Source organism: Variovorax sp. SRS16 (genome assembly GCF_901827165.1).
Classification (GTDB): Bacteria; Pseudomonadota; Gammaproteobacteria; order Burkholderiales; family Burkholderiaceae_C; genus Variovorax.
This window is the reverse complement of the sequence record NZ_LR594666.1, coordinates 5,728,878-5,752,818: the sequence shown is the minus strand read 5'-3', so window position 1 is coordinate 5,752,818 and position 23,941 is coordinate 5,728,878. Positions and strand designations below refer to the sequence as shown.

Genomic DNA, 23,941 nt, shown 5'->3' with positions numbered 1-23,941 from the left:
CATGGACAACGGCGAGCGCACGGCGCCTCTTGTCTTCATCACCGGCGCGTCCAGCGGCATCGGCCAGGCGTTCGCGGCCCGGTTTCACGATGCCGGCTACCGACTCGCGCTGGTGGCCAGACGCACCGGCGAAATCGATGCCTGGGCGAGCGCCCGCCGCATCGGCGCGGATCGTTATCGGATCTACGACGCGGACGTTGCGCAGACCGACAGCATCGTCGAGGCCGGCGTGGGGTGCATCGCCCAACAGGGCGTGCCGGACGTGGTGATCGCCAATGCCGGCATCAGCATCGGCATCGACACGGCAGAGCGCTCGGATCTCGATGTGCTGGCGCAGACCTTCGCGACCAACAACGTGGGATTGGCCGCCACTTTCCATCCTTTCATTGCGCGCATGGCCGAACGTGGGAGCGGCCGGCTGGTGGGCATCGGCAGTGTCGCGGCCATCCGTGGCCTGCCGGGCCACGGCGCCTATTGCGCCAGCAAGGCGGGCGTGGTCGCGTACTGCGAGAGCCTGCGTGGTGAATTGCGCGGCACCGGCGTGAAGGTCGTGACCCTTTGCCCCGGTTATGTCGACACGCCGCTCACGCAAGGCAATCGCTATGGCATGCCGTTCCTGATGCGTGCGGACGACTTTGCAGACCAGGCCTTTCGGGCGATCGAGGCCGGGTCGAGCTACCGGGTGATCCCTTGGCAGATGGGCGTGGTCGCCAAGCTCATGCGCATGCTGCCCAACGCCGTGTTCGACCGCGCATTGCAAGGCCGCGCGCGCAAGAAGCGTCGCGGCGAATGAGCACGCGTTCTCGCTGCGGCACGCCATGAAAAAAGGCTCCTGCAAGGAGCCTTTCGTGGGGACCGCATATCCGCGGATTCAATAGCCGCTGTTGCCGCCGCCGCCGTAGCCGCCACGACCGCCGCCGCCGCCACGGGGACCTGCACCGTAAGGACTGCGGAATCCGCCATCGCCGCCGCCACCGCCGCTGCGGCCACCGCCGCCATAACCGCCGCCACCACCACCGCCATAGCCGCCACCGCCGCTGCGACCACCGCCGCCGCCGTAACCGCCACCACCACCACTGCCGCCGCCACCGTAGCCACCACCGCCGCCGCCATAACCGCCGCCGCCGCTACGCGGAGGGCGGGCTTCCATGGGGCGCGCTTCGTTCACCACGACGCTGCGGCCGCCGAGCGGCTGGCCGTTCATGCCGTTGATGGCTGCTTGTGCTTCTGCATCGCTGCCCATTTCGACGAACCCGAAGCCCTTGGAGCGACCCGTGTCGCGCTCCATCATGACCTTGGCGCTCGTCACGGAGCCGAATTGCCCGAAGGCCTGCTCGAGATCACCGTCACGTACCGAGTAAGGCAGGTTACCGACGTACAGTTTGTTGCCCATCAAGGGACTCCTATAAACACATCAAGAAAAGCGATGGAGTCCCGATAGCACGACCCAAACGAAAACCGTCGAGTTGCGCGAAACTGACCGATCACCGAATCGCCGCCACAAGAAATTTGAAGGGAGGCTCGTGCATTATGGGTGAAATCTTCGCCATGCAAGTAAGAATTTGCCCCGGCCGCTGCCGCTCCAAAAATATAGTGGAAGCCAGTGCTTGCTTACCAATGAGGTGAGTGCTCGATGCCGTCGATCGGCGACGGCAGGGCGATCGCGGCACCCGTACTGGCCGCTGCTGCCCGGTGTTTTTGCGTGCTGACCGAGTGCCTGCGCAGTGCTGCGGCCGCGCGACATATACTCTGCAAACGCGCCGATTTGCACCAGCTTGCGGGCGCTTAATAAATGCAGCTAAAGACGGATGCCGGACCCGGCTCGTTTTTGGCGAGGCCGGGTCTTTTCGTTCCATGTCGTTCATCGTCACTCCGCAATCGATGCAGTTTCCAGGCGTGCTCGCGTTGAGCAGCGGCGCGTCGATCAGCAACTACACGCTGGCCTATGAAACCTACGGCGAGCTCAACGCCGAGCGCAGCAACGCCGTGCTCGTCTGCCATGCGCTGAATGCGTCGCACCATGTGGCCGGGGTCTATGCGGGCCAGGAGAAGTCCGAGGGCTGGTGGGACAACATGATCGGCCCGGGCAAGCCGGTCGACACCAACCGGTTCTTCGTCATCGGCGTCAACAACCTCGGTTCCTGCTTCGGTTCCACCGGCCCGATGCACGTCAACCCCGAGACGGGCCGTGTCTACGGTGCCGACTTCCCCGTGGTCACGGTGGAGGACTGGGTCAACGCGCAGGCCGGCTTGCTCGATGCGCTCGGTATCGACGGCCTCGCTGCCGTGATGGGCGGCAGCCTTGGCGGCATGCAGGCGCTGTCATGGACCTTGCAATTCCCCGAGCGCGTGCGGCACGCCGTCGTGGTGGCCAGTGCGCCCAGCCTGACGGCGCAGAACATTGCCTTCAACGAAGTCGCTCGCCGGGCCATCGTCACCGACCCCGATTTCAATGGCGGCCACTTCTACGAGCACGGCGTGGTGCCCAAGCGCGGATTGCGGATCGCCCGCATGATCGGCCACATCACCTACCAGAGCGACGACCTGATGAACGAGAAGTTCGGCCGTGCGCTGCGCAGCGCGGTCGAAGGCAGCGCCGCGAACACCGACTTCCTTTATTCGACCCAGGAGGTCGAATTCCAGATCGAAAGCTACCTGCGCTACAACGGCGACAAGTTCAGCGAATACTTCGACGCCAACACCTATCTGCTGATCACGCGCGCGCTCGACTACTTCGATCCCGCACGGGCGCACGGCGGCGAGCTCGGTGCGGCGCTGGCCGGGGCGACGGCCCAGTTCCTGCTCGTGAGTTTCACCACCGACTGGCGGTTCTCGCCGGCGCGCAGCCGCGAGATCGTGAAGGCCTTGCTCGACAATCGCCGCAACGTGAGCTACGCGGAGATCGACGCACCCCACGGGCACGACGCCTTCCTGCTCGACGACGTGCGCTACATGGGCGTGGTGCGTTCGTACTTCGAACGCATCGGCAAGGAACTGGACGCCGCCGCACCAGCCCTGCCGCGGAGGGCAAAGGCATGAGCGATCTGGACACCCAGCAGCTGATCGCACGGCTCGTGCCCGAGGGCGCTCGCGTGCTCGACCTCGGTTGCGGCGACGGCGCGCTGCTCGACCTGCTGCAGCGCGAACGCGGCTGCAGCGGCTACGGCGTGGAGATCGCCGACGGCAACGTGCTGCAATGCGTGCGGCGCGGCGTCGACGTGATCCAGCTCAACCTCGACGAAGGCCTTGCCCTGTTCGACGACGCCTCGTTCGACGTCGTGCTGCAGATCGACACGCTCCAGCATCTGCGCAACGCCGAAGTGATGCTGCGCGAGACCGCGCGTGTCGGGCGCATCGGCATCGTCGCGTTTCCCAACTTCGCGCACTGGCCCAACCGCATCAGCATCGCGCGCGGCCGCATGCCCGTGACGCGGCGCCTGCCCTACCAGTGGTACGACACGCCCAACATCCGCGTCGGCACCTTCAAGGATTTCGACGTGCTGGCCCGCAAGAATCAATTGCGGGTGCTCGACGCCTTCGGTCTGCAGGACGGACGCGAGGTGCGTTGGCTGCCCAATGCGCGTGCCAGCACGGCGGTGTTCAAGTTCGAGCGCGAGCGCGCCGCTTGACGCGGTCATTCGAGGAGCACGAAAGTTCGCACCAATCGCAAAGCAGATGTATTCAGTTACGCTTCTTGCGCAATGAAGTGCCGCGGCCCGTAAACGCCTTCTTACGATAGCCCTTTTGAGGAGCTACCCATTGGCCACACAGTCCCCCTTCTTCGGCAAGCGTGAACGCGAAGCCGATTCCCCCACCTCCCGCCCCGCGCCGCTCATGGGTTCCGGCACCAACCTTTCGGGCACCCCCGTCAGTCCTTCCGCACTGACGGCGCAGGCCGCCAATGCGGCAGCGAGCGTTGCGAAGGAAGGCGGCAGCAAGCTCACCGTCGGCCCCAACATCAAGCTCAAGGGTGTCGAGATCACGGACTGCGACACGCTGGTGGTGGAAGGCCTGGTCGAAGCGACGATGGATTCGCGCGTCATGCAGATCGCCGAGCAGGGTGCGTTCAAGGGCTCCGCCGACATCGACATCGCGGAGATCCGCGGCCTGTTCGACGGCAACCTCACGGTGCGCGAGAAGCTCGTCATCCATTCGACCGGCAAGGTCACGGGCAAGATCCGCTACGGCAAGATCGTCATCGAAGAAGGCGGCCAGCTGTCCGGCGAGATCAGCTTCGGCGCGTCGCCGGGCGGCAGCAGCAAGCCGGCGCTGCAAGCGGCTGCCTGAGGCCGCTCAGCCCAGGCGCTCGATCAAGGCACCCGCCGCGGCGGGTGCCTTTTCTTTTGCGCCGTTGATGAAGTACACGAAGACGTCGCGCTCCCGCACGGCACCGGCGATCTTCTGTTCCTCCACGTGCGGCAATGCCTTCGGCTTGCCGCCGGCGGCCCAGGTCTTTGCGGCTTCGGCCCACGCGTCCAGCGCCTTCGGCGCATAGCCGTTCTTGTGCGCCGGGTCGCTGTTCATCAGGCGCGCGTAGACGAAGTCGCCGGTCAGGTCGGCGAAGGACGGGAACTTGTCGGAGTCGGTGAAGACCGTCGCGACCTTGTGCTTGCGCGCGAGCGCGAGATAGTCGGGCGTCTTGAAGCTCTCGTGCCGCACGTCCAGCACGTGGCGCAACACATGGCTGCCCTCCTTCCTCGGCAGCAATTCGAGGAAGCCTGCGAGATCTTCCGCATCGAAAACCTTGGTCGGCATGAACTGCCAGAGGATCGGCCCGAGTTTGTTTCCGAGCTCGCCGATGCCACTGTCGACGAAGCGCGCGATCGATTCCCTGGCGGTCGACAGCTGCTTGCGGTTGGTGGAAAAGCGCGATGCCTTGAGCGAGAACACGAAGTCATCGGGCGTCTCGCCATGCCACTTCCTGAAGGTCGATGGCTTGAAGGTGCTGTAGTAGGTGCCGTTGACCTCGATGGCCGTGACCTGGCGGCTGGCGTAGTTCAACTCCCGGGCATGAGGCAGGCCCTCGGGATAGAAGTTGTTGCGCCAGGGCTCGAAGGTCCAGCCACCGATCCCGACCCGAATGCGTGCGGATGATTTGCTCAAGAAGGACTCCGGATGATGCGTCGTCGAATCGCGCAGTGCGCATTCTGACTGCGAACCGCGCCGACCGTGGCCATCGAAGGCCCTGCTGCGCGATCCCCCGGGAGGCACTAACATCGTTTCCCCACCCCGCGGAGAATTCTCATGAACGCCCCTCTCCACCGCGAGCTGCCTGCCGGGCTGCTCGATGCCGATCGCGCACTGGCCGATGTCTCGTCCCAATGGGACAGCGATATCGTCAAGCAACTCACCGCCTACATCGCCATTCCGGCGAAGTCGCCCGGCTTCGACAAGGAATGGGTCCAGCATGGTCACCTCGAGACCGTGTTGCAGAACGCAGCCAACTGGGTCGAGGCACAGAAGGTCGAGGGCCTGAAGCTCGAGATCGTCCGCCTCGAAGGCCGCACGCCCGTGCTGTTCTTCGAAGTGCCCGCCACCGGCACCGATCTGAAGGAAACCGTGCTGATGTACGGCCACCTCGACAAGCAGCCCGAATTCACCGGCTGGCGCAACGACCTCGGGCCGTGGACGCCCAAGTATGAAGACGGCCTGCTCTATGGCCGCGGCGGCGCGGACGACGGCTACGCGGTCTACGCGAGCGTGGCGGCGCTGCAGGCGCTCAAGGCGCAGGGCGCGGCGCATCCGCGCATCGTCGGGCTGATCGAGACCTGCGAAGAATCCGGCTCCTACGATCTGCTGCCGTATGTCGATGCACTGCGGCCGCGGCTCGGCGACGTCTCCCTCGTGATCTGCCTCGATTCCGGCGCCGGCAACTACGACCAGCTGTGGCTCACGACCTCGCTGCGCGGCATGGCCAGCGGCACGCTGAAAGTCGAGATCCTGACCGAAGGCATTCACTCCGGCGATGCCTCGGGGCTCGTGCCTTCGAGCTTCCGCATCATGCGGCAGGTGCTGGACCGCCTCGAGGACAGCAAGACCGGCCGCCTGCTGCCCGAGAGTTTTCATTGTGCGGTGCCGGCCGAGCGCCTCGCGCAGGCCAGGGCCACCGCGGCCATTCTCGGCGACGAGGTCTACAAGCGCTTCCCCTGGGCCCACTACGACTGCGGCGGATCGACGGCGTTCGCACTGCCCACCACCACCGACCCGGTGGAAGCGCTGATCAACCGCACCTGGAAGCCGACGCTGTCGGTCACCGGTGCCGAGGGCTTTCCGGCGCTGAAGGACGCGGGCAATGTGCTGCGCCCGTATACCGCGTTCAAGCTCTCGCTGCGCTTGCCGCCGCTGGTCGATGCCGCGCAGGCCGTGCAGCAGCTCAAGACCCTGCTCGAAGACAACGCGCCCTATCAGGCCAAGGTCACCTTCGAAGGCGGCGGTGGCGCGACCGGATGGAACGCACCGGCCATCGAGCCCTGGTTCGAGCGCGCGCTCAACGCTGCGTCGCAGGCGCACTTCGGCTCGGGTTGCGGCTACATCGGACAGGGCGGCACCATCCCGCTCATGAACATGCTGAGCGCCGGCTTCCCCAAGGCGCAGATGATGGTTTGCGGCGTGCTGGGACCGCGCAGCAATGCGCATGGACCGAATGAATTCCTGCACGTGCCTTACGCGAAGAAGCTGACCGCCGCGGTGGCTGAAGTCATCGCCGCGTTGCCGGCCGCGCACGCCGCCGTCGCCGCTTGATATCGCAGCGCGCGCTGCGCACGCCGGACGGCGAGACGCTGGCGCTGCACGACTGGCCCGTGGCCGACGCGCCAGCGAGAGCCGTCGTGCTGCTTGTGCATGGCTTGGGCGAACACGCGGGGCGCTACGGGCATGTGGCCGCGCGCCTCCATGCGTGGGGCTTCGCGGTGCATGCGGTCGATCACTACGGCCATGGCGCATCGAGCGGCAGGCGCGGGGGGTTGCCCTCCGTGATGCGGCTGGTCGATGACCTTGCGCTCGTGGTCGACGAGGTGCGTGCCGCTCATCCCGGTCTGCCGCTGGTGTTGCTCGGCCACAGTCTCGGTGGTCTCGTGGCAGCGAGCTTCGTCGCGCGGGCCGTGCGACCGGTCGATGGGCTGGTGCTCTCCTCACCGGGGCTGGATGCCGGGCTCAGTGCGTTCCAGAAGCTGCTGGTCGCTGTTCTTTCGCGTGTCGCGCCAGGCTTGCGTGTGGGCAACGGCCTCGACGGCAACTACCTTTCGCACGACCGCGCGGTCGTGCAGGCCTATCGCAACGATCCGCTGTGCCATGACCGCATCGGTGCGCGCCTCGCGCGTTTTCTCGCCGATGAAGGCGCCGTCGTCCAGGCGGCCGCGCCGCGATGGCAGGTGCCCACGCTGCTGCTCTATGCTGGCGACGATCGGCTCGTGAAGCCTGCAGGCAGCCGCGCGTTCGCTGCGACCGCGCCCGCGCCCTCGATCAGCGCCACCTGCTTCCAGCGGCTGTACCACGAAATCTTCAACGAGCTCGATGCCGAACCAGTGTTCGCCGAGCTCGGGCGCTGGCTCGACGCGCGCTTTCCGATCCGAAGCTAACCCGCGACCTCGAGCGTTGTCGCGCGCTGCCTGCGGACGAGCCACAGCAGGGCCGCACCAGTCAGCACCACGGGCAGCAGCGAGCCGAAATTCAGCAGCCGCCAGCCCTGCGTCGTGACCAGCACGCCCGAGGCGAACGAACTCACCGCCAGCGTCGCGAACACGCAGAAGTTCAGCGCACCTTGCGCCCGATCCTTCTCTTCCGCGCTGTAGGCGGTGAGCGAGAGCGTGGTGCTGCCTGTGAAGAGGAAGTTCCAGCCGACGCCGAGCATGAACAGCGCGATCAGGAACTGATGCAGGTCCACGCCCGAGAGCGCGACCGCGATGCAGCCGAGGTTCAGCGCCAGGCCCGCGCCCATCACGGGCAGCGCGCCGACGCGGCGGATCAGATGCCCGGTGAAGAAGCCCGGTGCGAACATGCCGATCACGTGCCACTCGAGCACCAGCGCGACCTTGTCGAAGGGCAGGCTGCAGATCTGCATGGCGATCGGCGTCGCGGCCATCAGCAAGTTCATGACGCCGTAGCCGAGCGCGCCCGCTGCCGCGGCGACGATGAACACGGGCTGGCGCATGATCTCGGCCAGCGGACGGCCTCCTGCCGTTGCGCTGCGAGCCGGCGGCGGCGGGAATTCGATGAACTGCATCACGCCCATCGAGAGCAGCGCGACCACGGCGAGCGCGAGGTACGCGCCCGCGAAGGGCACGAGGAACCAGCCGCGTGCAACAGCCGCGAGATTCGGCCCCAGCACCGCGCCGATCAGCCCGCCGGCCATCACGAGCGAGACGGCCTTTTCGCGCCAGTCGGGCGTGGCGAGCTCCGCAGCGGCAAAACGATAGAGTCCGGCGTTGGCGTTGTAGTAGCCGGCCACCACCGTCGCGAAGCACAGCAGGCCGAAGTTCTTCCAGAACGCCGCCAGCGCGCATAGCAGCGCCGAACCCAGCGCCACCGCCAGGCCGATCTGGAACGAGCGTCGCCGCCCGAAGCGTCGCTGCGTGCGCGACACCAGGCCGGTGGCGAGCGCGCTGCCGACCACGTAGCCCATGACCGGCAAGGTGGCCATCCAGCCGTGCGGCGCCAGCCCCAGCCCGACCAAGCCATTGATCGCGATGAAGGTGACGTTGTTGGTCAGGAACAGGCCCTGGCAAACGGCGAGCAGCCAGAGGTTGCGATTCATGAAGGCGGGTCGGCGGGTGGTCAGAAAAAAGGCGCCTTGCGGCGCCGGGAGCATGCCTGCGGCGATTCGCCGCGCGGCACCCGTCTCAGTCAGCCTTTCTGCAGCAGGCCGCTGAGCGAAGACAGCAGGTCCTCGTGGTTGCCGAGGCCTTCGGCCGGAACCTGGCCGTGCGGCGTGAGGTGGTCGATCAGCGTCGGCAGCATCGTGGCCAGCATCGGCAGCAGCGTCGCAGGGTTGACGCCCAGCTTTTGCGCGATGCCCGAGACCACGTCGCTGCCCAGCGCGGCATGCAGCTGGTCGCCGGAGATCGGCGCGTTCTCGCCCTTGCCGATCCACGACTGGATCACATTGCCCATCCCGGCCTGCTCGAACTTCGAGACCAGGCCACCGAGGCCGCCTTGCTCGCCGTTGTTGGCGAGCAGCCCGCCGAGTGCGCCTGCGAGGCCCCCCAGGTCACCGAGGCCGCCGGCGCTGCCCAGGCTTCCCACACCGCCAGGTCCGGCCGGTTGCTGACCGCCGCCGAGCACTTGTCCGAGAACCGAATCGAGCAATCCCATGATGGACTCCTGAAGATGAAAGGAAGAAAAAAGGTGAGACGAGAAAAAACTACTTCGGCCGCGCGGCGCGTCTGGGCAGCAAGGGTTCGCTCACGCCCTGGACGCCGACCAAGCCGAGCACGGTCGCCAGTGCATTCTGCGCGCCCATCCATCCGTCTGTCACGTCGATCCATTCGGACAGCGCGTGAAAGCCGCCGGTCTTGCCGCCGCCGCCGATGATGATGGCCGGGATGCCGAGGGCCATCGGCACGTTGGCGTCGGTGCTCGCGCCGGTCAGCAGCGTCTTGTGGCCGAAGGCGCTGTTCGAGCGAATGGCGGCCTCGACGATCACCGAGTCGGCCTGCGTGCGGCCGCCCGGGCGGTCGCCGATCAGCCTGGTGGAGACGCTGAGCGTGTTGACGTTCCAGCGTTTGTTTTCCTCGGCCACGCCTTCGTCGATCGCGGCCAGCACTTTCTTTTCGGTGTCCAGCAGCGCGCCCATCTCGTCGGACCGGATGTCGACCGCCATGCGCGCATCGGGCGCGATGGTGTTGACCGAGGTGCCGCCGCCCACGGTGCCGACGGTGAAGGTGGTCTTCGGAAAGCTGGGCGTGCGGATGTCCGCGATCCTGGCGATCGCGCGGCCCATGCCGTGGATCGCGCTGGGCACCTGGCCGAAGGCGCCGTAGCTGTGGCCTCCGGGTCCCTTGAAGCTGACCTCGTAGCGATGGCTCGCGGTGCCCAGGACCAGCACGGTGCCGTCGGCCGCCGGCTCGATGCCGACCATGCCGTCGATGTCGGGATGGTCGCGAAAGATGGCCTTCATGCCGCGCAGATTGCCGAGCTCTTCCTCGCCCACGTCGCCGACGACCAGCAGGTCGCCCACCGTCTGCACCTTGTTGTCGTTGAGCACCTTGAGCCACGAGAGCAGCACCGACAGCCCGCGCGTGTCGTCCGAGATGCCGGGCGCATAGAGCTTGCCGTCGCGCTCCTTCACCTTGACGTCGGTGCCGGCGGGAAAGACGGTGTCGAGGTGCGCCGAGATCAGCAGCCGGGGTCCGTTGCCGCTGCCCTTGCGCAAGCCGACGACGTTGCCTTCGGCGTCGATCCTGGCGTCGGTCAGACCGACCGCCTTCATGCGCGCGAGAAAGGCCTCGGCGCGCTTCTGTTCCTTGAAGGGTGGCGCCTCGATCTCGGTGAGCATCCGCAGGTCTTCGATCGAGCGCGCGTGATCGGCCTTGACCGCCTCGAGCAGTTGCTTGACGGCCGGGGCGGCGAGGAGCTGCGCGTACGTCTGGTCGACCATGGGCTTGAGCTGCGCGGGCGTCGGCGCCACCGCCGATCCCTGGGCGTGAACGGTGCTCGTCACGCCGAGCGCCATGAACAGCACGCAGGCGAGGCGCGGTGAAGCGAGGCGGTGGGACATGCGCGGTGCAGTATGACGGGGCCAGATGAAAGCGCGATGAAGCATCTGATCACTGACCCGCGAGCAGTGCAAGCGCCGCCAGCGCCGCGGTTTCGGCGCGCAGCACGCGCGGGCCGAGCGTGCGCGGCGCGAAGCCGCGCGCGAGGGCATCCTTCTCTTCGGCGGGGCTGAGCCCGCCTTCGGGGCCGCTGAGCAGGCACATGCCGCGCCCCGCGATGCCGAGCGCTTCATCGTGGATGCCGCCCAGGCTGTGGGCGCCATCGGCCAGGCTCAGCACGAAGCGTTCGGCATCGGCCGGCGGCATGTCGATCCAGCTGGCCAAGGTCCGCACCGGGTGGATGTGCGGCACGCGGTTGCGTCCGCACTGCTCGCAGGCGGCAATGGCGATCGCTTCCCAGTGCACGCGCTTCTTCTCCGCGCGCTCGCCGGCGAGGCGCAGCACGCCGTGCGCGGTCATCAGCGGCTGGATGCTGGCGGCGCCCAGTTCGGTGGCCTTCTCGACCAGCCAGTCCATGCGCTCGTTGGCCGGCATGCCGATCGCCAGGTGCACAGCGCGCGGTGTCTCGCGTTCGACCGCGCTGTGGGCACCGACCCGCACGGCCACCTCGCTGCGTCCCATGCGCTCGACCGTCGCCGCATATTCACCGCCTGCGCCGTCGAAGAGCGTCAGTGCATCGCCGGGCTGCATTCGAAGCACCTGCACGTGGCGCGCGGCGCCGGGCGGCAGCGTCAATGCGCTGTCGGCGGCGAGCGCCACGGCGCAATGAAAGCGTGGCATCACACCCGCCCGTAGGCAAATCCGCTCGCGGCCTGCGTGCCTTCGATCTCGTCGATCGCGCGCAGGAGCGGCGTGAGCTCGTGGTAGCGGCCGGCGGTGGCGCGGATGTAGGCGATGAAGCGCGGCGTATCGGCCAGGTACTTCGGCTTGCCGTCGCGCAGCGTGAGGCGCGCGAAGATGCCGGCGACTTTCAGATGGCGTTGCAGGCCCATCCATTCGACGGCGCGATAGAAGGCGCCGAAGTCCTCGTCGACGGGCAAGCCCGCGCGACGCGCGCGCTCCCAGTAGCGCACCGTCATGTCGAGCACGAACTCTTCATCCCAGCTGAGAAAGGCATCGCGCATCAGGCTGGCGATGTCGTAGGTGATGGGGCCGTACACGGCATCCTGGAAATCCAGCACACCCGACAGTACGCCGCCGGTCACCATGAGATTGCGCGGCATGAAGTCGCGGTGCACGTACACGCGCGGTGCGGCGAGGTTGCTCTCGACGATCAACCTGAAGCTGCGCTCCAGCCGTTCCTGCAGACGGCCTTCCATGCGCAGGCCGCGGTGCTGCGTGACGTACCACTGCGGAAAAAGCGCCAGCTCGCGCTCCAGCAGGGCCCGATCGTAGGGCGGCAGGACGTCCGGCTTCGACGCGAGCTGCCAGCGGATCAGCGCATCGATGGCCTCGGCATAGAGAGGTCGCGCGGCACCGGGGGCTTGCGGATCGATCACGTCGAGCATCGTCTCGCGGCCCAGGTCGTCCAGCAGCAGGAAGCCGTGCGCCGAATCCCATGCCAGCACCTGCGGCGCCGTGACACCCGCCTGGGCCATCAGCTGCGCGACCTGGACGAAGGGCGCGCTGTTTTCCTGGGCCGGCGGCGCGTCCATCACGATGCGGGTGCCCGCGTCGCTCGTGTCGATGCGGAAATAGCGCCGGAAGCTCGCATCGGCCGATGCCAGGCGCACCGTGCCGGGCAGCACGCGATGGGGTGCGGCAAGGCCCTCGATCCAATGCGCGAAGGCCTGCTCGCGGGCCGGATCGCTCCAGAGCGGCGGCGACGCCGCCGGCGCAAGGAAAGGAGGTGCGGCGCCGTTGGCCGGGGTCGGAGAGGCTGTCATGGATAATCAATTCTACAAATCCGCCTGTGCGGGCTTCCTTTCCGCGCCCGGCCCTCTGGCGCCCGTTCCTTCCTGACGACATCCGTTTCTTATCGATGCCTGACCTGACCCGAGCCGCCTGGCGCCGGTGCTGCCCGCCCTTGCCGCTGGCCGTGCTGTCGCTTGCACTGCTGCACGCGCATGGCGCGCTGGCGCAGGACGCCGTTCTGGATGCGCCGCTGGTCCTCAAGCGGACGCCGCAGCTCACCGAAACCATTCCGCAGACCCAGCGCGGCGAGCTGCCCAGCTTCGTCGACGGTGACCGTATTTCCGGCCGGCCCGATCTGGAGACAACGGTCGAAGGCAACGCGTCGCTGCGCCGCGGCGACACCGTCATCCGTGCCGACCGGCTCGAGTACTACCAGCCCGACGATCTCGCCAAGGCCCATGGCAACGTGCATGTGAATCAGGCCGGCAATACCTACGAAGGGCCCGAGCTCCAGCTCAAGCTCGAAACTTTCGAAGGCTTCTTCAACAAGGTCCACTACCGCTTCCTGGCCACCGGCGGAGAAGGCGATGCGGATCGGATCGACTTCGTCGACAGCAACGTCTCGGTGGCCCGACACGCCACCTACACCACCTGCCGGCGCGAGGACTTTCCGGGCTGGATGCCTGCCTGGCTATTGACCGCGGCCACCCTCACCACCGACACCGAAGAGAACGTCGGTGTGGCCACGGACGCACGCCTGAGTTTCATGGGCATCAGTACGCCGCCGTTTCCGTCGCTGAGCTTCCCGCTGAGCAACGACCGCAAGAGCGGCCTGCTGCCGCCCACCATCGGCATCGACAGCGTCAACGGCATCGACATCACGCAGCCGTACTACTGGAACATCGCGCCCAATCGCGATGCGACCTTCTATCCCGAGCTGATGAGCAAGCGCGGCGTCAACATCGGCAGCGAATTCCGTTACCTGGAAGACAAGTACCAGGGCAACGTGCGCATCGACTACATGCCGTCCGACACCTTGCCGCTGTCTCGCTACAACGATTCGCTGCGCACCTACTACAACAACCTGTCGAACGGTACGGCGACCACCGCGAATGCGCCCTCGTCCACCTTGCCCGGCAGCAATCGCTGGGGCATCTGGACGCACCACCAGCAGACCTTCGATCCCAAGCCCTTCGACCTGGATTCGCTCACCGGCACGCTCAACATCAACCGGGTGAGCGACAACGACTACTGGCGCGACTTCACCCGCACGCCGTCCCTCACGCAGCGGCTGCTGTCGAACGATGCCGCGCTCAACTGGGTCAAGGGCGACTGGAGCGGCGCCTTTTCGGCCCAGAGCTATCAAACGCTGCAGTACGACCTGGCGCCGATCGTTCCGCCCTACGACAAGCTGCCCGAGATCAGCGCCAATTACACCAAGTACGACTGGCACGGGCTCGACCTTTCGCTCAAGACCGCCTACTCGCGCTTTCGCGGCGATCCTGTGATACAGGGTCAGCCCAACGGCGATCGCGAATTCGCACAGCTCTCGGTCAGCCGGCCTTTCCTGACGCCGGGGACTTTCATCATCCCGAAGGTGATGTTGAACGCGACCGCCTACCAGTTCGAGGCGCAATCGCCCGGGCAGCTCGCGCAGGAAGCGACGCAGCTCGGACACCCTGGCCTTCAGCCGGGCAGCTCGGCAACCCGCGTGCTGCCGACCTTCAGCCTGGACAGCGGCATGGTCTTCGAGCGCGACGCGACCTTCTTCGGCCGCGCCTTCCGCCAGACGCTGGAACCGCGCGCCTTCTACGTCTACACGCCCTATCGCAACCAGAGCAACCTGCCGAACTACGATTCGGCGGCCAACGACTTCAATTTCGCGACGGTCTACACGGAGAACGCGTTCTCCGGCAACGACCGCATCTCCGACACCAACGTGCTCACGCTGGGCGTGACATCCCGCCTGATCGACCCCGACACCGGCGCCGAGGCCGCGCGTTTCGGCATCGCCCAGCGCCTGCGCTTCAGCGACCAGCGCGTCACGCTGCCGGCCGCTGCCGGGCAGGCGGCGACGCTGCCGGTGACCGATCGCGCCAGCGACCTGCTGCTGGGCGCCCAGATCAACTGGACGCCGAAGTGGAGCCTCGACACCACCGTCCAGTACAACGCGGACAACCGCACCTCGTCGCGTCAAGCGATCACGGCGCGCTACAACCCGAGCCAGTACCACAACCTCTCGGCGACCTACAACTACCAGGCCAACAGCTCGGCGGCGGTCGTCGACGGCGACAAGTCATTCGATGTCAGCTGGCAATGGCCGCTCAACGATCTGTGGGGCGACAAGGGCAAGGATCTTGGCCCTGGGCGCGGCCAGGGCGGCGGGCGCTGGTATTCGGTCGGCCGCCTCAACTACAGCATGCTCGATCGCAAGCTCACCGACGGTGTGATCGGCGTCGAATACGACGGCTGTTGCTGGATCGGACGCATCGTGCTGGAACGCATCACCACCGGCCAGATCACAGCCAGTACGCGTCTGATGTTCCAGATCGAGTTCGTCGGTTTCGCGAGCGTCGGCTCGAGCCCCTTGCGGACCCTGACCCAGAACATCCAGCGCTATCAGCCCTTGCGTTCGCCGATCGCCGCGCCGAGCCGCTTCACCAATTACGACTGAGCCCCGCCATGAACAACATCCGCTTCCCGCTGACCCTGGTCTGCCTTGCAGCGCTGGCCGCCTCATCCCTTGCGCAGGGCCAGGGATTGCGTCCCGGCATGGGCATCACGGACATCATGCGTGCCGGACCACGCCTCGGCCCGCCCACGACCGCGCCGCGGTCGACTGCTGCGGCGACCGGCGCGCCGGTGCAGCGCTCGGCCGAATACATCGTCGCGCTGGTCAATTCGGAGCCGATCACCAACACCGAAGTGCAGACGCGCCTGACGCGCATCCTGAAGGAAAATCCCGAGGCCGAGCGCATGCCGCGGCCCGAGCTCACGCGCCTGGTGCTCGAGCGGCTGATCGCGGAGCGCGCGCAGCTTCAGGCGGCGAAGGATGCCGGCATCAAGGTCGACGAACTCGCGATCGACCAGGCCGAACAGACCGTCGCGCGACAGAACCAGATTTCCATGGTCGAGCTGCAGCGCCGCGTGGGTGAAGAAGGCATCTCGGTGAAGTCATTCCGCAACGACCTGCGCGACCAGCTCCTGTTGACACGGCTGCGCGAGCGCGAAGTCGAGTCCAAGGTCAAGGTCAGCGACGTCGAGGTCGACCAGTTCATCCGTGATCAGCGCAGCGGCACCAATGCGGCGGTGCCGCCGGACATCAACATCGCGCAGGTGCTGATCGCGGTGCCCGAGGACGCCAGCGATGCACAGGTGGCGACCTTGCAGCAACGCGCCCAGAGCGTGGCACAGCGTGCCCGCGCCGGCGAAGACTTTGCCAAGCTCGCGCAGGAGCTCTCCGATTCGCCGGACCGTGCCAACGGCGGCGCGCTCGGCATGCGCAGCGCCGAGCGCTACCCGACGCTCTTCGTGGATGCGACGCAGTCGACACCGGTCAATGGCATCGTGGGGCCGATCCGCTCGGGTGCGGGATTCCATGTGCTCAAGCTGCTTGCCAAGAGCCAGCCCGGCGCAAGCGATGCGATCGTCACCCAGACCGAGGTGCGCCACATCCTGCTGCGCAACGACCCCAAGCGCACCACGGCGCAGGCCGTCGCGCAGCTGGCCGAATTCAAGGAGCGGCTGCAGAAGGGCACTGCCGACTTCGCCAGTCTGGCGCGAGACAACTCGCAGGATGCCAGCGCCAAGGAAGGCGGCGATCTGGGCTGGTCGCGCCCCGGCCAGTTCGTGCCCGAGTTCGAGGAAGCCATGAACCGCCTTGCGCCCGGCCAGATCAGCGATCCGGTGGTGTCGCGCTTCGGCGTGCACCTGATCCAGGTGGTGGCGCGGCGCGAAGCGAAGCTCAGCCAGACCGAGCAGCGCGAGGCCGCCCGCGCGGTGCTGCGTGACAAGAAGATCGACGAAGCCTTCGAGGCCTGGGCGCAGGAAGTGCGCGCGCGGGCCTACGTCGAATACCGCGACCCGCCGCAATCCTGACGCGTCTGCCGGCGTGAAACACATCGCGCGCAAGCGCTTCGGCCAGCATTTCCTGACCGACGCCGGCATCATCGATGCGATCGTGCGCGCGATCGCGCCGCAGCCGGGCGATGCCATGGTCGAGATTGGCCCGGGCCTGGCCGCGCTCACGCAGCCGCTGGTGGAGCGCCTGGGCCGACTTACGGTGATCGAACTGGACCGCGATCTGGCGCAGCGTCTGCGGGCCCACGGTCAGCTCGAGGTGATCGAATCCGACGTGCTGAAGGTCGACTTCGCAGCATTGGCCGCTGCAACGGGCGGCAGCCAGGGAACGAAGCTGCGGGTGGTGGGCAATCTTCCCTACAACATCTCGACGCCGATCCTGTTCCACCTTCTGGGGTTCGCCCGTCTGATCGCCGACCAGCACTTCATGCTGCAAAAGGAGGTCATCGACCGCATGGTGGCCCGGCCGGCCACATCGGACTACAGCCGTCTGAGCGTGATGCTGCAATGGCGCTATGCGATGGAGGACGTGCTGTTCGTCCCGCCAGAAAGCTTCGAGCCGCCGCCGCGCGTCGACAGCGCGGTGATCCGCATGGTGCCGCTCGCCGATCCGCCGCAGCTCGATGCGGCGCGACTCGGCGAGATCGTCCAGGTGGCCTTCAGCCAACGCCGCAAGCTGCTGCGGCATACGCTGGGCAAGTGGCTCGAAGCGCATGAATTCGACGGCACGTTCGACACGCAGCGGCGCGCGGAAGAAGTGCCCGTGGCCGAATACGTAGCCCTGGCACAGACCGTCGCCGCATAAAAAAGCCCCGCATTGCGGGGCTTTTTTATTCCAGGGGCACCACCGATTCGGCTTAGCCGGTCGGCCGGTGCCGCCCCCGGCCGGGGGGTAGGCGAAGCGACACGCAGTGCGCGCAGCCGGGGGCGAGCAACTACGCCGCTGCGAGCCAGTATCCCGCGTTGAACGGGCTGCTCATGCGCAATGCCAGAGGCGAGACATCGACGAGCTTGTCGGTCGGCATCTTCTCGGCGGCGGGGTCGTTGGTGGAAAGTTCGATGCCGGAAACCGGTGCGGCACCGGACTGCTGAGCCTCGTTCGCCCGTTCTGCTTGGCTGGTGTGTGCAGAACGGGCTACAGAAAAGAATAGAAGCACCTGAACGGTATCTTCCGGTCTCCCCAATAGTCGGAGGCGTCGCGGAAGATGTCGAGCAGTTGCTCGCGCGCTTCCTTGTCGAACTTGGCGTTGGCAGGGATCTGTTCGAGCACGATCACGAAACCCGGTTGCGGGCCGGACTTGTGCAGCGGGTCCGTCATGCAGTCGTACAGCGCGTCGAAGTTCTTCCCGAAGTGCTGCGGGAAGGTGAATTGCTGCGCGATCAGGTCGAGCACGTCCTGCTTGGTCTGGGCATTGCCCAGGTTCGCATAGAGAAAGTGCTGCCCTGCCGCATGCGCCGCTTCCTGCAGATCATTCACGCGGAACGCGCGAATGGATTGCACGATGTTGGGTCGCACGGCACGAAGGGATAAGGTCATCTCCGCTGGTTTTTCCATGGTTGTCGTCATCATTTCTTCAGGACGCCTTGGGGCGCCGCTCCAATCCAGTTCATTGCTCATGGGACGATCCGTCTGAAGCTCGCATAATGATCCGCGGTGAACCAGCACGCCGTTGGCGCGGTGCGCTCACCCCCGCAGACGATGCGCCTCGCGCCACGATCGCGCGAGCCCGGCGTATCGACCGTGTACTCTCGGTAATGGCCTCGCCGCTCCTGCGGCAGCAGGCGTTCGCGATTGCCGAACACCACACCGTCCTTTTCGTGCCTGAAGGGGCCACCATTCAATATGGCCTCATAAGTACGCTGGCCTTGTACCGGCAATTCGGCCAGCGCAATCGATTCCAGTGCCGGGTGTCCGCGGGCATCGGCACCGACTCTTTCACGCGCCTGGACTCCGGTCATCAGCGCAACCAGCATCAAGCTAGTGAGCGCAAACTTGGAGACAGGGGACGTGATCGAGGCGTAAGCCGCCATGGGGCACCAGAAGGAAGGGGAGCGAGAGCCGAACCAGCGAATCAACCCTGGGGTTAACCCGCAAATTCAAGCCCGGAGTGTGCACCAGCGGCGCGCAAATAGCAAGCGCCTGCTCAAAGATTGAGCAGGCAGAGGGGCCGTAGCTGCGCTTTCGAAGTTAGCGGCCGCTGTCGCTCTTTCGCCTACCTCTCGGCGTTTGCATCCGCGACCGTGAGTGCAGTCATGTTCACGATCCGGCGGACGGTCGTGCTGGCGGTGAGAACATGCACAGGTTTGGCCGCGCCGAGCAGAACCGGCCCGATCGCGATGTTGCCGCCCGCTGCCGTCTTGAGGAGGTTGTAGGAAATATTGGCGGCGTCGATGTTCGGGAAGACCAGCAGATTGGCATCGCCGGCCAGCGCGCTGTGCGGCATCACGGCGGCGCGTTGCTTGCCGTCGAGTGCCACGTCGCCGTGCATCTCGCCGTCCACCTCCAGCCACGGCGCCTGCACGCGCAGCAGTTCCAGGGTCCGCCGCATCTTGATGGCGCTCGGCTGGTTGCTGTTGCCGAAATTGGAGTGCGAGAGCAGCGCCGCCTTGGGCTTGATGCCGAAGCGCATCATCTCCTCGGCCGCCATGGTCGTGATCTCGGTGAGTTCTTCGGCCGTCGGATCGTAATTGACGTGCGTGTCGACGAGGAACACCTGCCTGTCGGGCAACAGCAAGCCGTTCATGCAGGCATAGATCGGCAGATCCTGCGGCGTGCTCGGGCAGCCGCCGACGCGCTTGCCGATCACCTGGTCGATGTAGTGCAGGTGCAGGCTCGTCGTGCCCCAGGTGCCGCAGATCAGCCCGTCCACGTCGCCCTTGTGGAGCAACATGGAACCGATCAGCGTGAGCCGGCGGCGCATCTCGATCTTGGCCATCTGCACCGTGATGCCCTTGCGCTCGGTCATCCGGTGGTAGGTCTGCCAGAAGTCGCGGTAGCGATGGTCATGCTCGACGTTGACGACGTCGTAGTCGAGTTCTTCCTTCAGCCTGAGGCCGAACTTCTCGACGCGCTGCGCGATGATGGCCGGCCGCCCGATCAAGGTCGGGCGGGCGAGGCCTTCGTCGACCACGATCTGTACGGCGCGCAGCACGCGCTCTTCCTCGCCTTCGCTGAACGCAACCCGCTTCTTCGGCGCACGCTTGGCGGCGTCGAAGATCGGCTTCATCGTGGTGCCCGAGGCATAGACGAAGCTCTGCAGCTTGTCGCGATAGGCGTCGAGGTCGGCGATCGGCCGCAGCGCGACGCCCGAATCGGCGGCGGCCTGGGCGACCGCCGGCGCGATCTTCATCATGAGACGCGGATCGAAGGGCTTCGGAATCAGGTACTCGGCGCCGAAGCTGAGCTTCTCGCCCACATAGGCCGCCGCCACGCGCTCGCTCTGCTCGGCCTGTGCGAGTTCGGCGATGGCATGCACCGCGGCGACTTCCATCTCGTCGGTGATCGTGGTGGCGCCGCAGTCCAGCGCGCCGCGGAAGATGTAGGGGAAGCACAGGACGTTGTTGACCTGGTTCGGATAGTCCGTGCGGCCGGTGGCCATGACGACGTCGTCGCGCACCGCATGCGCGTCTTCCGGCGAGATCTCGGGATTGGGATTGGCGAGCGCGAAGATCACCGGCCTGGCCGCCATCTTCGCCACCATCGCGGGCTTGAGCACGCCGCCGGCGGACAGGCCCAGGAACACGTCGGCACCGTCGATCACGTCGGACAGCGACCGCGCCTCGGTGCGCTGCATGTACTGGCGCTTGTCGTCGTCCATCAGCTCCGTGCGGCCTTCGTAGACGACGCCGGCCAGATCGGTCACGAACACGTTCTCGCGCTTCAGGCCGACCTTGAGAAGCAGGTTCAGGCAGGCCAGCGCCGCGGCGCCGGCGCCCGAGGTCACGAGCTTGACCTGCGCGATGTCCTTGCCGACCACCTTCAGGCCGTTGAGCATCGCGGCGGCCACCGTGATTGCCGTGCCGTGCTGGTCGTCATGGAACACCGGGATCTTCATGCGCTTGCGCAGCTCGCGCTCGACGTAGAAGCAATCGGGTGCCTTGATGTCCTCGAGGTTGATGGCGCCGAAGGTGGGTTCGAGCGCGGCGATCACGTCGACCAGCCGGGCCGGATCCTTCTCGTCGATCTCGATGTCGAACACGTCCACGCCGGCGAACTTCTTGAACAGCACGCCCTTGCCTTCCATCACCGGCTTGGAGGCCAGCGGCCCGATGTCGCCGAGGCCGAGCACCGCCGTGCCATTGGTGATGACCGCCACCAGGTTGCCGCGCGCGGTGTACTTGAAGGCGTTCACCGGATCCTTGACGATCTCCTCGCAGGGCGCGGCCACGCCGGGCGAATAGGCCAGCGCCAGGTCGCGCTGGTTGATCATCTGCTTGGTCGCCGCGATGGCGATCTTGCCCGGCACCGGAAATTCGTGGTACCTGAGGGCTGCCCGACGCAGCTCCGTGCGCTTGTCTTCGGGCGTGGGAACCGGGGGGGTCAGATCGGACATGGGCCGTGCTCCTTGCAACGCTTCTTATAGGGGGCGCCGATTGTAGACCTCGCTGTCGACGGCATAGGCCACATGGCACAGGCGCAACCCATGGGAAAACGTCGGGCTTCCAGGCCGATGTGGCAATATGCCCAGCTCGCAAAACCGCTTCCGAGGAGTGACCATGGCGCTGATGGATTTCATCAAGAAACAGTTCATCGACATCATCCAGTGGACCGAGACCGGCGACGGCACGCTGGCCTGGCGCTTCCCGATGGCGGACATGGAAATCCAGAACGGCGGCTCGCTCACGGTGCGCGAATCGCAGGTTGCGATCTTCGTCAACGAGGGCAAGGTGGCCGACGTGTTCGGCCCCGGCATGTACAAGCTCACGACGCAGACGCTGCCCGTGCTCACCTACCTCAAGAACTGGGACAAGCTCTTCGAGTCCCCGTTCAAGAGCGACGTCTACTTCTTCAGCACGCGCCAGCAGGTCGACCAGAAGTGGGGCACGCCGCAGCCGATCACGATCCGAGACAAGGACTTCGGCGCCGTCCGGCTGCGCGCCTTCGGCAACTACAGCTTCCGCGTCGGCGACGCCAAGCAGTTCCACACCGAGATCTCGGGCACGCGCGATGTCTACACGGTGGCCGATCTCGATGGCCAGCTGCGCGGTCTGGTGCTTCAGAACATCAGCAACGCGATCGCCTCCAGCGGCGTGCCCTTCCTCGACCTCGCGGCCAACCAGATCCAGTTCGCGCAGGCGCTGGCGGCGCAGCTGGTGCCCGAGTTCAACAAGATCGGCGTCAAGCTCGAGAACATCACCGTACAGAACGTCTCGCTGCCCGAAGAGCTGCAGAAGATCCTCGATCAGAAGATCGGCATGGGCATGGTCGGCAACGACATGGGCAAGTTCATGCAGTACCAGACCGCGCAGGCGATCCCCAAGTTCGCCGAGAACGCCGGCAGCGGCGGCGGCATCGCTGGCGATGCGATGGGCCTGGGCGCGGGCGTTGCGCTCGGGCAGGTGCTGGCACAGAACCTGTCGCAGGGGCTCAACCCCAACGCGAATCCCGCTGCTGCGGCAGTGGCACCCACGCAGCAGCCCGCCGTCGCGGTGGTCGATCCGGCCGACGTGATGACCACGCTCGAGAAGCTCGGCGAGCTCAAGACCAAGGGCATCCTCACGCAGGAAGAGTTCGACGCCAAGAAGGCGGATCTGCTGAAAAAACTGGTGTGAGCGCCCCAGCCTGTCATGGCTGAAGAGAGCGGCAGCCAGCGCTACTACCGCGCGCCCTGCCCTGGCTGCGGCGCGCCGGTCGAATTCCGCTCGGCGCAGTCGGCCTATGCCGTCTGCCCCTATTGCCAGAGCACCGTGGTGCGTCAGGGCGACACGCTCGCGCGCACCGGCAAGATGGCGGAGTTGTTCGACGACTTCAGCCCGCTGCAGCTGTTCGCGGCGGGCCGCATCCAGGACAAGCCCTTCACGCTGGTCGGACGCCTGCAGTACAGCTACGAGGGCGGCCGCTGGACCGAGTGGATCGCCGCACTCGACGGCGACCGCACCGGCATCCTGAGCGAGGACAACGGCGCCTTCGTTTTCGCCCTGCCCTTCGACCTGCAGCGCGCCGCGCCGCCGGCTGCCGATCTGCGCGTCGGCGCCACCACCGCGTTCAACGGCCAGAACTACACCGTCGCATCGAACGAGCAGGTGGCGCTCGTCTCGGCGCAGGGCGAACTGCCGCGGCTGCCCGTGCTCGGACGGCCGTTCCCGGTGGTCGAGCTGCGCAACGACAAGGGACTGGTCCTCACCCTCGACTACGACGCCGATCCGCCGGGCGCGTACCTCGGGCGCGCGGTACAACTCGAAGACCTGCAGCTCACCGGCCTGCGCGACGACTCGGCCAAGGACGAGAAAGGCCGCAGCTTCAACTGCCCGAACTGCGGCGCACCGGTCACCGTCAACCTCGCCGACAGCAAGAGCATCACCTGCGGTTCGTGCCACAGCATCATCGATCTCTCGCAAGGCATCGGCGGCGAACTGCGGCACGCGACGCAGGACGAGCCGGTGCGTCCGCTGATCGCGCTCGGCAGCATGGGCCAGCTGCAGGGTGTGCAGTGGCAGGTGGTCGGCTTCCAGCACCGCATGGGCGCCGCGCCCGGCGACGACGAGCAGTTCGGCTGGGACGAATACCTGCTCTACAACCAGAAGCGCGGCTTCACCTTCCTGGTCGATGCGGAGGACGGCTGGAGCGTGGTCAAGCCCACCACCGGCGCGCCGACCATGACCGAGAACGGCAGCAGTGCGAGCTACCTCGGCACGCGCTATCAGCAGCAGTACGCCTACAACGCCGAGACCTCCTACGTCGCCGGCGAGTTCTACTGGCAGGTCCAGCGTGGCCAGAAGACCTTCAACCGCGACTTCGCCAACGGCGCCGCGCTGCTGTCGATGGAGCGTTCCGCCAACGAGCTGACCTGGTCGAGCGGCAGCAAGATCGACAGCGCCGCGGTCGCGGCGGCCTTCAGGCTCGACGGCAAGAAGGAGATGTTCAAGCGCAGCGATGCCACGCCGCTGAGCTCGGCGTCGAAGATGGGTTGCGGCACCATCATCCTGATCATCGTGGTGATCCTGGTCCTGCTGATCATCCTCAGCACCTGCAGCAGTTCATCGGGTGCTGGCAGCGGCTATCGCAGCTCGGGCGGGTCGTACGGCGGCTACTCGAGTGGCGGCGGCCACAAGTAATGTCTTTTTACCGGAGGTCC

22 protein-coding genes are annotated in these 23,941 nt (G+C 66.3%); 11 read left to right on the top strand and 11 right to left on the bottom strand.

The window, feature by feature from the left end; all coding sequences use genetic code 11:
* Position 1 precedes the first annotated feature (1 nt).
* The gene (locus tag E5P2_RS27680; RefSeq protein WP_162570273.1) at positions 2 to 793 is read left to right on the top strand and encodes an SDR family oxidoreductase; all 792 of its coding nucleotides are present in this window, start codon (positions 2 to 4) and stop codon (positions 791 to 793) included.
* A 78-nt stretch (positions 794 to 871) separates the two neighbouring features.
* On the opposite strand, the gene E5P2_RS27675 is transcribed toward E5P2_RS27680, so the two are convergent.
* On the bottom strand, positions 872 to 1,393 hold the full coding sequence (locus tag E5P2_RS27675; RefSeq protein WP_162570272.1) for an RNA recognition motif domain-containing protein: 522 nt from the start codon (positions 1,391 to 1,393) through the stop codon (positions 872 to 874).
* A 461-nt stretch (positions 1,394 to 1,854) separates the two neighbouring features.
* Here E5P2_RS27675 and metX point away from each other — a divergent pair, with 461 nt between their 5' ends.
* The 3 genes from metX (at position 1,855) to E5P2_RS27660 (ending at position 4,287) form a co-directional block, all read left to right on the top strand.
* Positions 1,855 to 3,039 carry a homoserine O-succinyltransferase MetX gene (gene metX, locus E5P2_RS27670; RefSeq protein WP_162570271.1) on the top strand — a complete coding sequence of 395 codons (1,185 nt, stop codon included), beginning with the start codon at positions 1,855 to 1,857 and terminating at the stop codon, positions 3,037 to 3,039.
* Positions 3,036 to 3,629, top strand: coding sequence for a methionine biosynthesis protein MetW (gene metW / locus E5P2_RS27665; protein WP_162570270.1), 594 nt, complete (start codon positions 3,036 to 3,038; stop codon positions 3,627 to 3,629). The genes metX and metW overlap by 4 nt, the downstream gene beginning before the upstream one ends.
* 130 nt (positions 3,630 to 3,759) lie before the next feature.
* Positions 3,760 to 4,287: a bactofilin family protein gene (locus E5P2_RS27660; RefSeq protein ID WP_162570269.1), complete on the top strand. Its 528-nt coding sequence runs from the start codon at positions 3,760 to 3,762 to the stop codon at positions 4,285 to 4,287.
* A gap of 6 nt (positions 4,288 to 4,293) precedes the next feature.
* On the opposite strand, the gene E5P2_RS27655 is transcribed toward E5P2_RS27660, so the two are convergent.
* The gene (locus E5P2_RS27655) at positions 4,294 to 5,103 is read right to left on the bottom strand and encodes a DUF72 domain-containing protein (RefSeq protein ID WP_162570268.1); all 810 of its coding nucleotides are present in this window, start codon (positions 5,101 to 5,103) and stop codon (positions 4,294 to 4,296) included.
* Positions 5,104 to 5,244: 141 nt separating this feature from the next.
* Here E5P2_RS27655 and E5P2_RS27650 point away from each other — a divergent pair, with 141 nt between their 5' ends.
* Both E5P2_RS27650 and E5P2_RS27645 read left to right on the top strand, forming a co-directional pair.
* Positions 5,245 to 6,741, top strand: a complete 1,497-nt coding sequence (locus tag E5P2_RS27650) for a M20 family metallopeptidase (protein WP_162570267.1) — start codon at positions 5,245 to 5,247, stop codon at positions 6,739 to 6,741.
* On the top strand, positions 6,738 to 7,577 hold the full coding sequence (locus E5P2_RS27645) for an alpha/beta hydrolase (protein ID WP_162570266.1): 840 nt from the start codon (positions 6,738 to 6,740) through the stop codon (positions 7,575 to 7,577). The genes E5P2_RS27650 and E5P2_RS27645 overlap by 4 nt, the downstream gene beginning before the upstream one ends.
* On the opposite strand, the gene E5P2_RS27640 is transcribed toward E5P2_RS27645, so the two are convergent.
* The 5 genes from E5P2_RS27640 to E5P2_RS27620 form a co-directional block, all read right to left on the bottom strand.
* Positions 7,574 to 8,752 (bottom strand): MFS transporter, encoded by a 1,179-nt coding sequence (locus tag E5P2_RS27640; protein WP_162570265.1) that lies wholly within the window; start codon positions 8,750 to 8,752, stop codon positions 7,574 to 7,576. The genes E5P2_RS27645 and E5P2_RS27640 overlap by 4 nt on opposite strands.
* Before the next feature lie 89 nt (positions 8,753 to 8,841).
* Complete coding sequence (locus E5P2_RS27635; RefSeq protein ID WP_162570264.1) at positions 8,842 to 9,309, bottom strand: YidB family protein; 468 nt, start codon at positions 9,307 to 9,309, stop codon at positions 8,842 to 8,844.
* Between the two features lie 49 nt (positions 9,310 to 9,358).
* Entirely contained in the window at positions 9,359 to 10,669 is a 1,311-nt protein-coding gene (locus E5P2_RS27630) for a M20/M25/M40 family metallo-hydrolase (protein ID WP_232080945.1), read from the bottom strand.
* Positions 10,670 to 10,763: 94 nt separating this feature from the next.
* A complete protein-coding gene (locus tag E5P2_RS27625) occupies positions 10,764 to 11,492 on the bottom strand; it encodes a 16S rRNA (uracil(1498)-N(3))-methyltransferase (protein ID WP_162570262.1) in 729 nt (242 codons plus the stop codon).
* Positions 11,492 to 12,598 carry an aminoglycoside phosphotransferase family protein gene (locus E5P2_RS27620; protein WP_162570261.1) on the bottom strand — a complete coding sequence of 369 codons (1,107 nt, stop codon included), beginning with the start codon at positions 12,596 to 12,598 and terminating at the stop codon, positions 11,492 to 11,494. Before E5P2_RS27620 ends, E5P2_RS27625 begins: the two co-directional genes overlap by 1 nt.
* Before the next feature lie 95 nt (positions 12,599 to 12,693).
* Between E5P2_RS27620 and E5P2_RS27615 the strand changes: the two genes are divergently transcribed.
* Genes E5P2_RS27615 through rsmA form a run of 3 tightly spaced genes read left to right on the top strand, consistent with a single transcriptional unit; the run spans position 12,694 to position 17,451 of the window.
* Entirely contained in the window at positions 12,694 to 15,240 is a 2,547-nt protein-coding gene (locus E5P2_RS27615) for an LPS-assembly protein LptD (RefSeq protein WP_162570260.1), read from the top strand.
* 8 nt (positions 15,241 to 15,248) lie between these two features.
* On the top strand, positions 15,249 to 16,664 hold the full coding sequence (locus E5P2_RS27610) for a peptidylprolyl isomerase (protein WP_162570259.1): 1,416 nt from the start codon (positions 15,249 to 15,251) through the stop codon (positions 16,662 to 16,664).
* 13 nt (positions 16,665 to 16,677) lie between these two features.
* Entirely contained in the window at positions 16,678 to 17,451 is a 774-nt protein-coding gene (gene rsmA, locus E5P2_RS27605; protein WP_162570258.1) for a 16S rRNA (adenine(1518)-N(6)/adenine(1519)-N(6))-dimethyltransferase RsmA, read from the top strand.
* 130 nt (positions 17,452 to 17,581) lie between these two features.
* Here the strand turns inward: rsmA and E5P2_RS27600 are convergent, their stop codons facing one another.
* The 4 genes from E5P2_RS27600 to E5P2_RS27585 all read right to left on the bottom strand — a co-directional run bounded on the left by E5P2_RS27600 (position 17,582) and on the right by E5P2_RS27585 (position 21,199).
* Positions 17,582 to 17,803 (bottom strand): hypothetical protein, encoded by a 222-nt coding sequence (locus E5P2_RS27600; protein ID WP_162565135.1) that lies wholly within the window; start codon positions 17,801 to 17,803, stop codon positions 17,582 to 17,584.
* Complete coding sequence (locus E5P2_RS27595) at positions 17,782 to 18,264, bottom strand: barstar family protein (RefSeq protein ID WP_443083438.1); 483 nt, start codon at positions 18,262 to 18,264, stop codon at positions 17,782 to 17,784. The genes E5P2_RS27600 and E5P2_RS27595 overlap by 22 nt, the downstream gene beginning before the upstream one ends.
* Entirely contained in the window at positions 18,261 to 18,677 is a 417-nt protein-coding gene (locus E5P2_RS27590) for a ribonuclease domain-containing protein (RefSeq protein WP_162570257.1), read from the bottom strand. Before E5P2_RS27590 ends, E5P2_RS27595 begins: the two co-directional genes overlap by 4 nt.
* A 182-nt stretch (positions 18,678 to 18,859) precedes the next feature.
* The gene (locus tag E5P2_RS27585; RefSeq protein WP_162570256.1) at positions 18,860 to 21,199 is read right to left on the bottom strand and encodes an NADP-dependent malic enzyme; all 2,340 of its coding nucleotides are present in this window, start codon (positions 21,197 to 21,199) and stop codon (positions 18,860 to 18,862) included.
* Between the two features lie 163 nt (positions 21,200 to 21,362).
* Here E5P2_RS27585 and E5P2_RS27580 point away from each other — a divergent pair, with 163 nt between their 5' ends.
* Together E5P2_RS27580 and E5P2_RS27575 are read left to right on the top strand one after the other, a co-directional pair.
* Positions 21,363 to 22,418, top strand: a complete 1,056-nt coding sequence (locus E5P2_RS27580; protein ID WP_162570255.1) for an SPFH domain-containing protein — start codon at positions 21,363 to 21,365, stop codon at positions 22,416 to 22,418.
* A 15-nt stretch (positions 22,419 to 22,433) separates the two neighbouring features.
* Positions 22,434 to 23,921 (top strand): DUF4178 domain-containing protein, encoded by a 1,488-nt coding sequence (locus E5P2_RS27575; RefSeq protein WP_162570254.1) that lies wholly within the window; start codon positions 22,434 to 22,436, stop codon positions 23,919 to 23,921.
* Positions 23,922 to 23,941: the final 20 nt, after the last annotated feature.

Bases quoted from the DNA above. Each gene is read 5' to 3' on its own strand.
- E5P2_RS27680 (WP_162570273.1), top strand. From the start codon at position 2: ATGGACAACGGCGAGCGCACGGCGCCTCTTGTCTTCATCACCGGCGCG.
- E5P2_RS27675 (WP_162570272.1), bottom strand. From the start codon at position 1,393: ATGGGCAACAAACTGTACGTCGGTAACCTGCCTTACTCGGTACGTGAC.
- metX (WP_162570271.1), top strand. From the start codon at position 1,855: ATGTCGTTCATCGTCACTCCGCAATCGATGCAGTTTCCAGGCGTGCTC.
- metW (WP_162570270.1), top strand. From the start codon at position 3,036: ATGAGCGATCTGGACACCCAGCAGCTGATCGCACGGCTCGTGCCCGAG.
- E5P2_RS27650 (WP_162570267.1), top strand. From the start codon at position 5,245: ATGAACGCCCCTCTCCACCGCGAGCTGCCTGCCGGGCTGCTCGATGCC.
- E5P2_RS27640 (WP_162570265.1), bottom strand. From the start codon at position 8,752: ATGAATCGCAACCTCTGGCTGCTCGCCGTTTGCCAGGGCCTGTTCCTG.
- E5P2_RS27635 (WP_162570264.1), bottom strand. From the start codon at position 9,309: ATGGGATTGCTCGATTCGGTTCTCGGACAAGTGCTCGGCGGCGGTCAG.
- E5P2_RS27630 (WP_232080945.1), bottom strand. From the start codon at position 10,669: ATGGCGCTCGGCGTGACGAGCACCGTTCACGCCCAGGGATCGGCGGTG.
- E5P2_RS27625 (WP_162570262.1), bottom strand. From the start codon at position 11,492: ATGCCACGCTTTCATTGCGCCGTGGCGCTCGCCGCCGACAGCGCATTG.
- E5P2_RS27620 (WP_162570261.1), bottom strand. From the start codon at position 12,598: ATGACAGCCTCTCCGACCCCGGCCAACGGCGCCGCACCTCCTTTCCTT.
- E5P2_RS27615 (WP_162570260.1), top strand. From the start codon at position 12,694: ATGCCTGACCTGACCCGAGCCGCCTGGCGCCGGTGCTGCCCGCCCTTG.
- E5P2_RS27610 (WP_162570259.1), top strand. From the start codon at position 15,249: ATGAACAACATCCGCTTCCCGCTGACCCTGGTCTGCCTTGCAGCGCTG.
- E5P2_RS27595 (WP_443083438.1), bottom strand. From the start codon at position 18,264: ATGAGCAATGAACTGGATTGGAGCGGCGCCCCAAGGCGTCCTGAAGAA.
- E5P2_RS27590 (WP_162570257.1), bottom strand. From the start codon at position 18,677: ATGGCGGCTTACGCCTCGATCACGTCCCCTGTCTCCAAGTTTGCGCTC.
- E5P2_RS27585 (WP_162570256.1), bottom strand. From the start codon at position 21,199: ATGTCCGATCTGACCCCCCCGGTTCCCACGCCCGAAGACAAGCGCACG.
- E5P2_RS27580 (WP_162570255.1), top strand. From the start codon at position 21,363: ATGGCGCTGATGGATTTCATCAAGAAACAGTTCATCGACATCATCCAG.
- E5P2_RS27575 (WP_162570254.1), top strand. From the start codon at position 22,434: ATGGCTGAAGAGAGCGGCAGCCAGCGCTACTACCGCGCGCCCTGCCCT.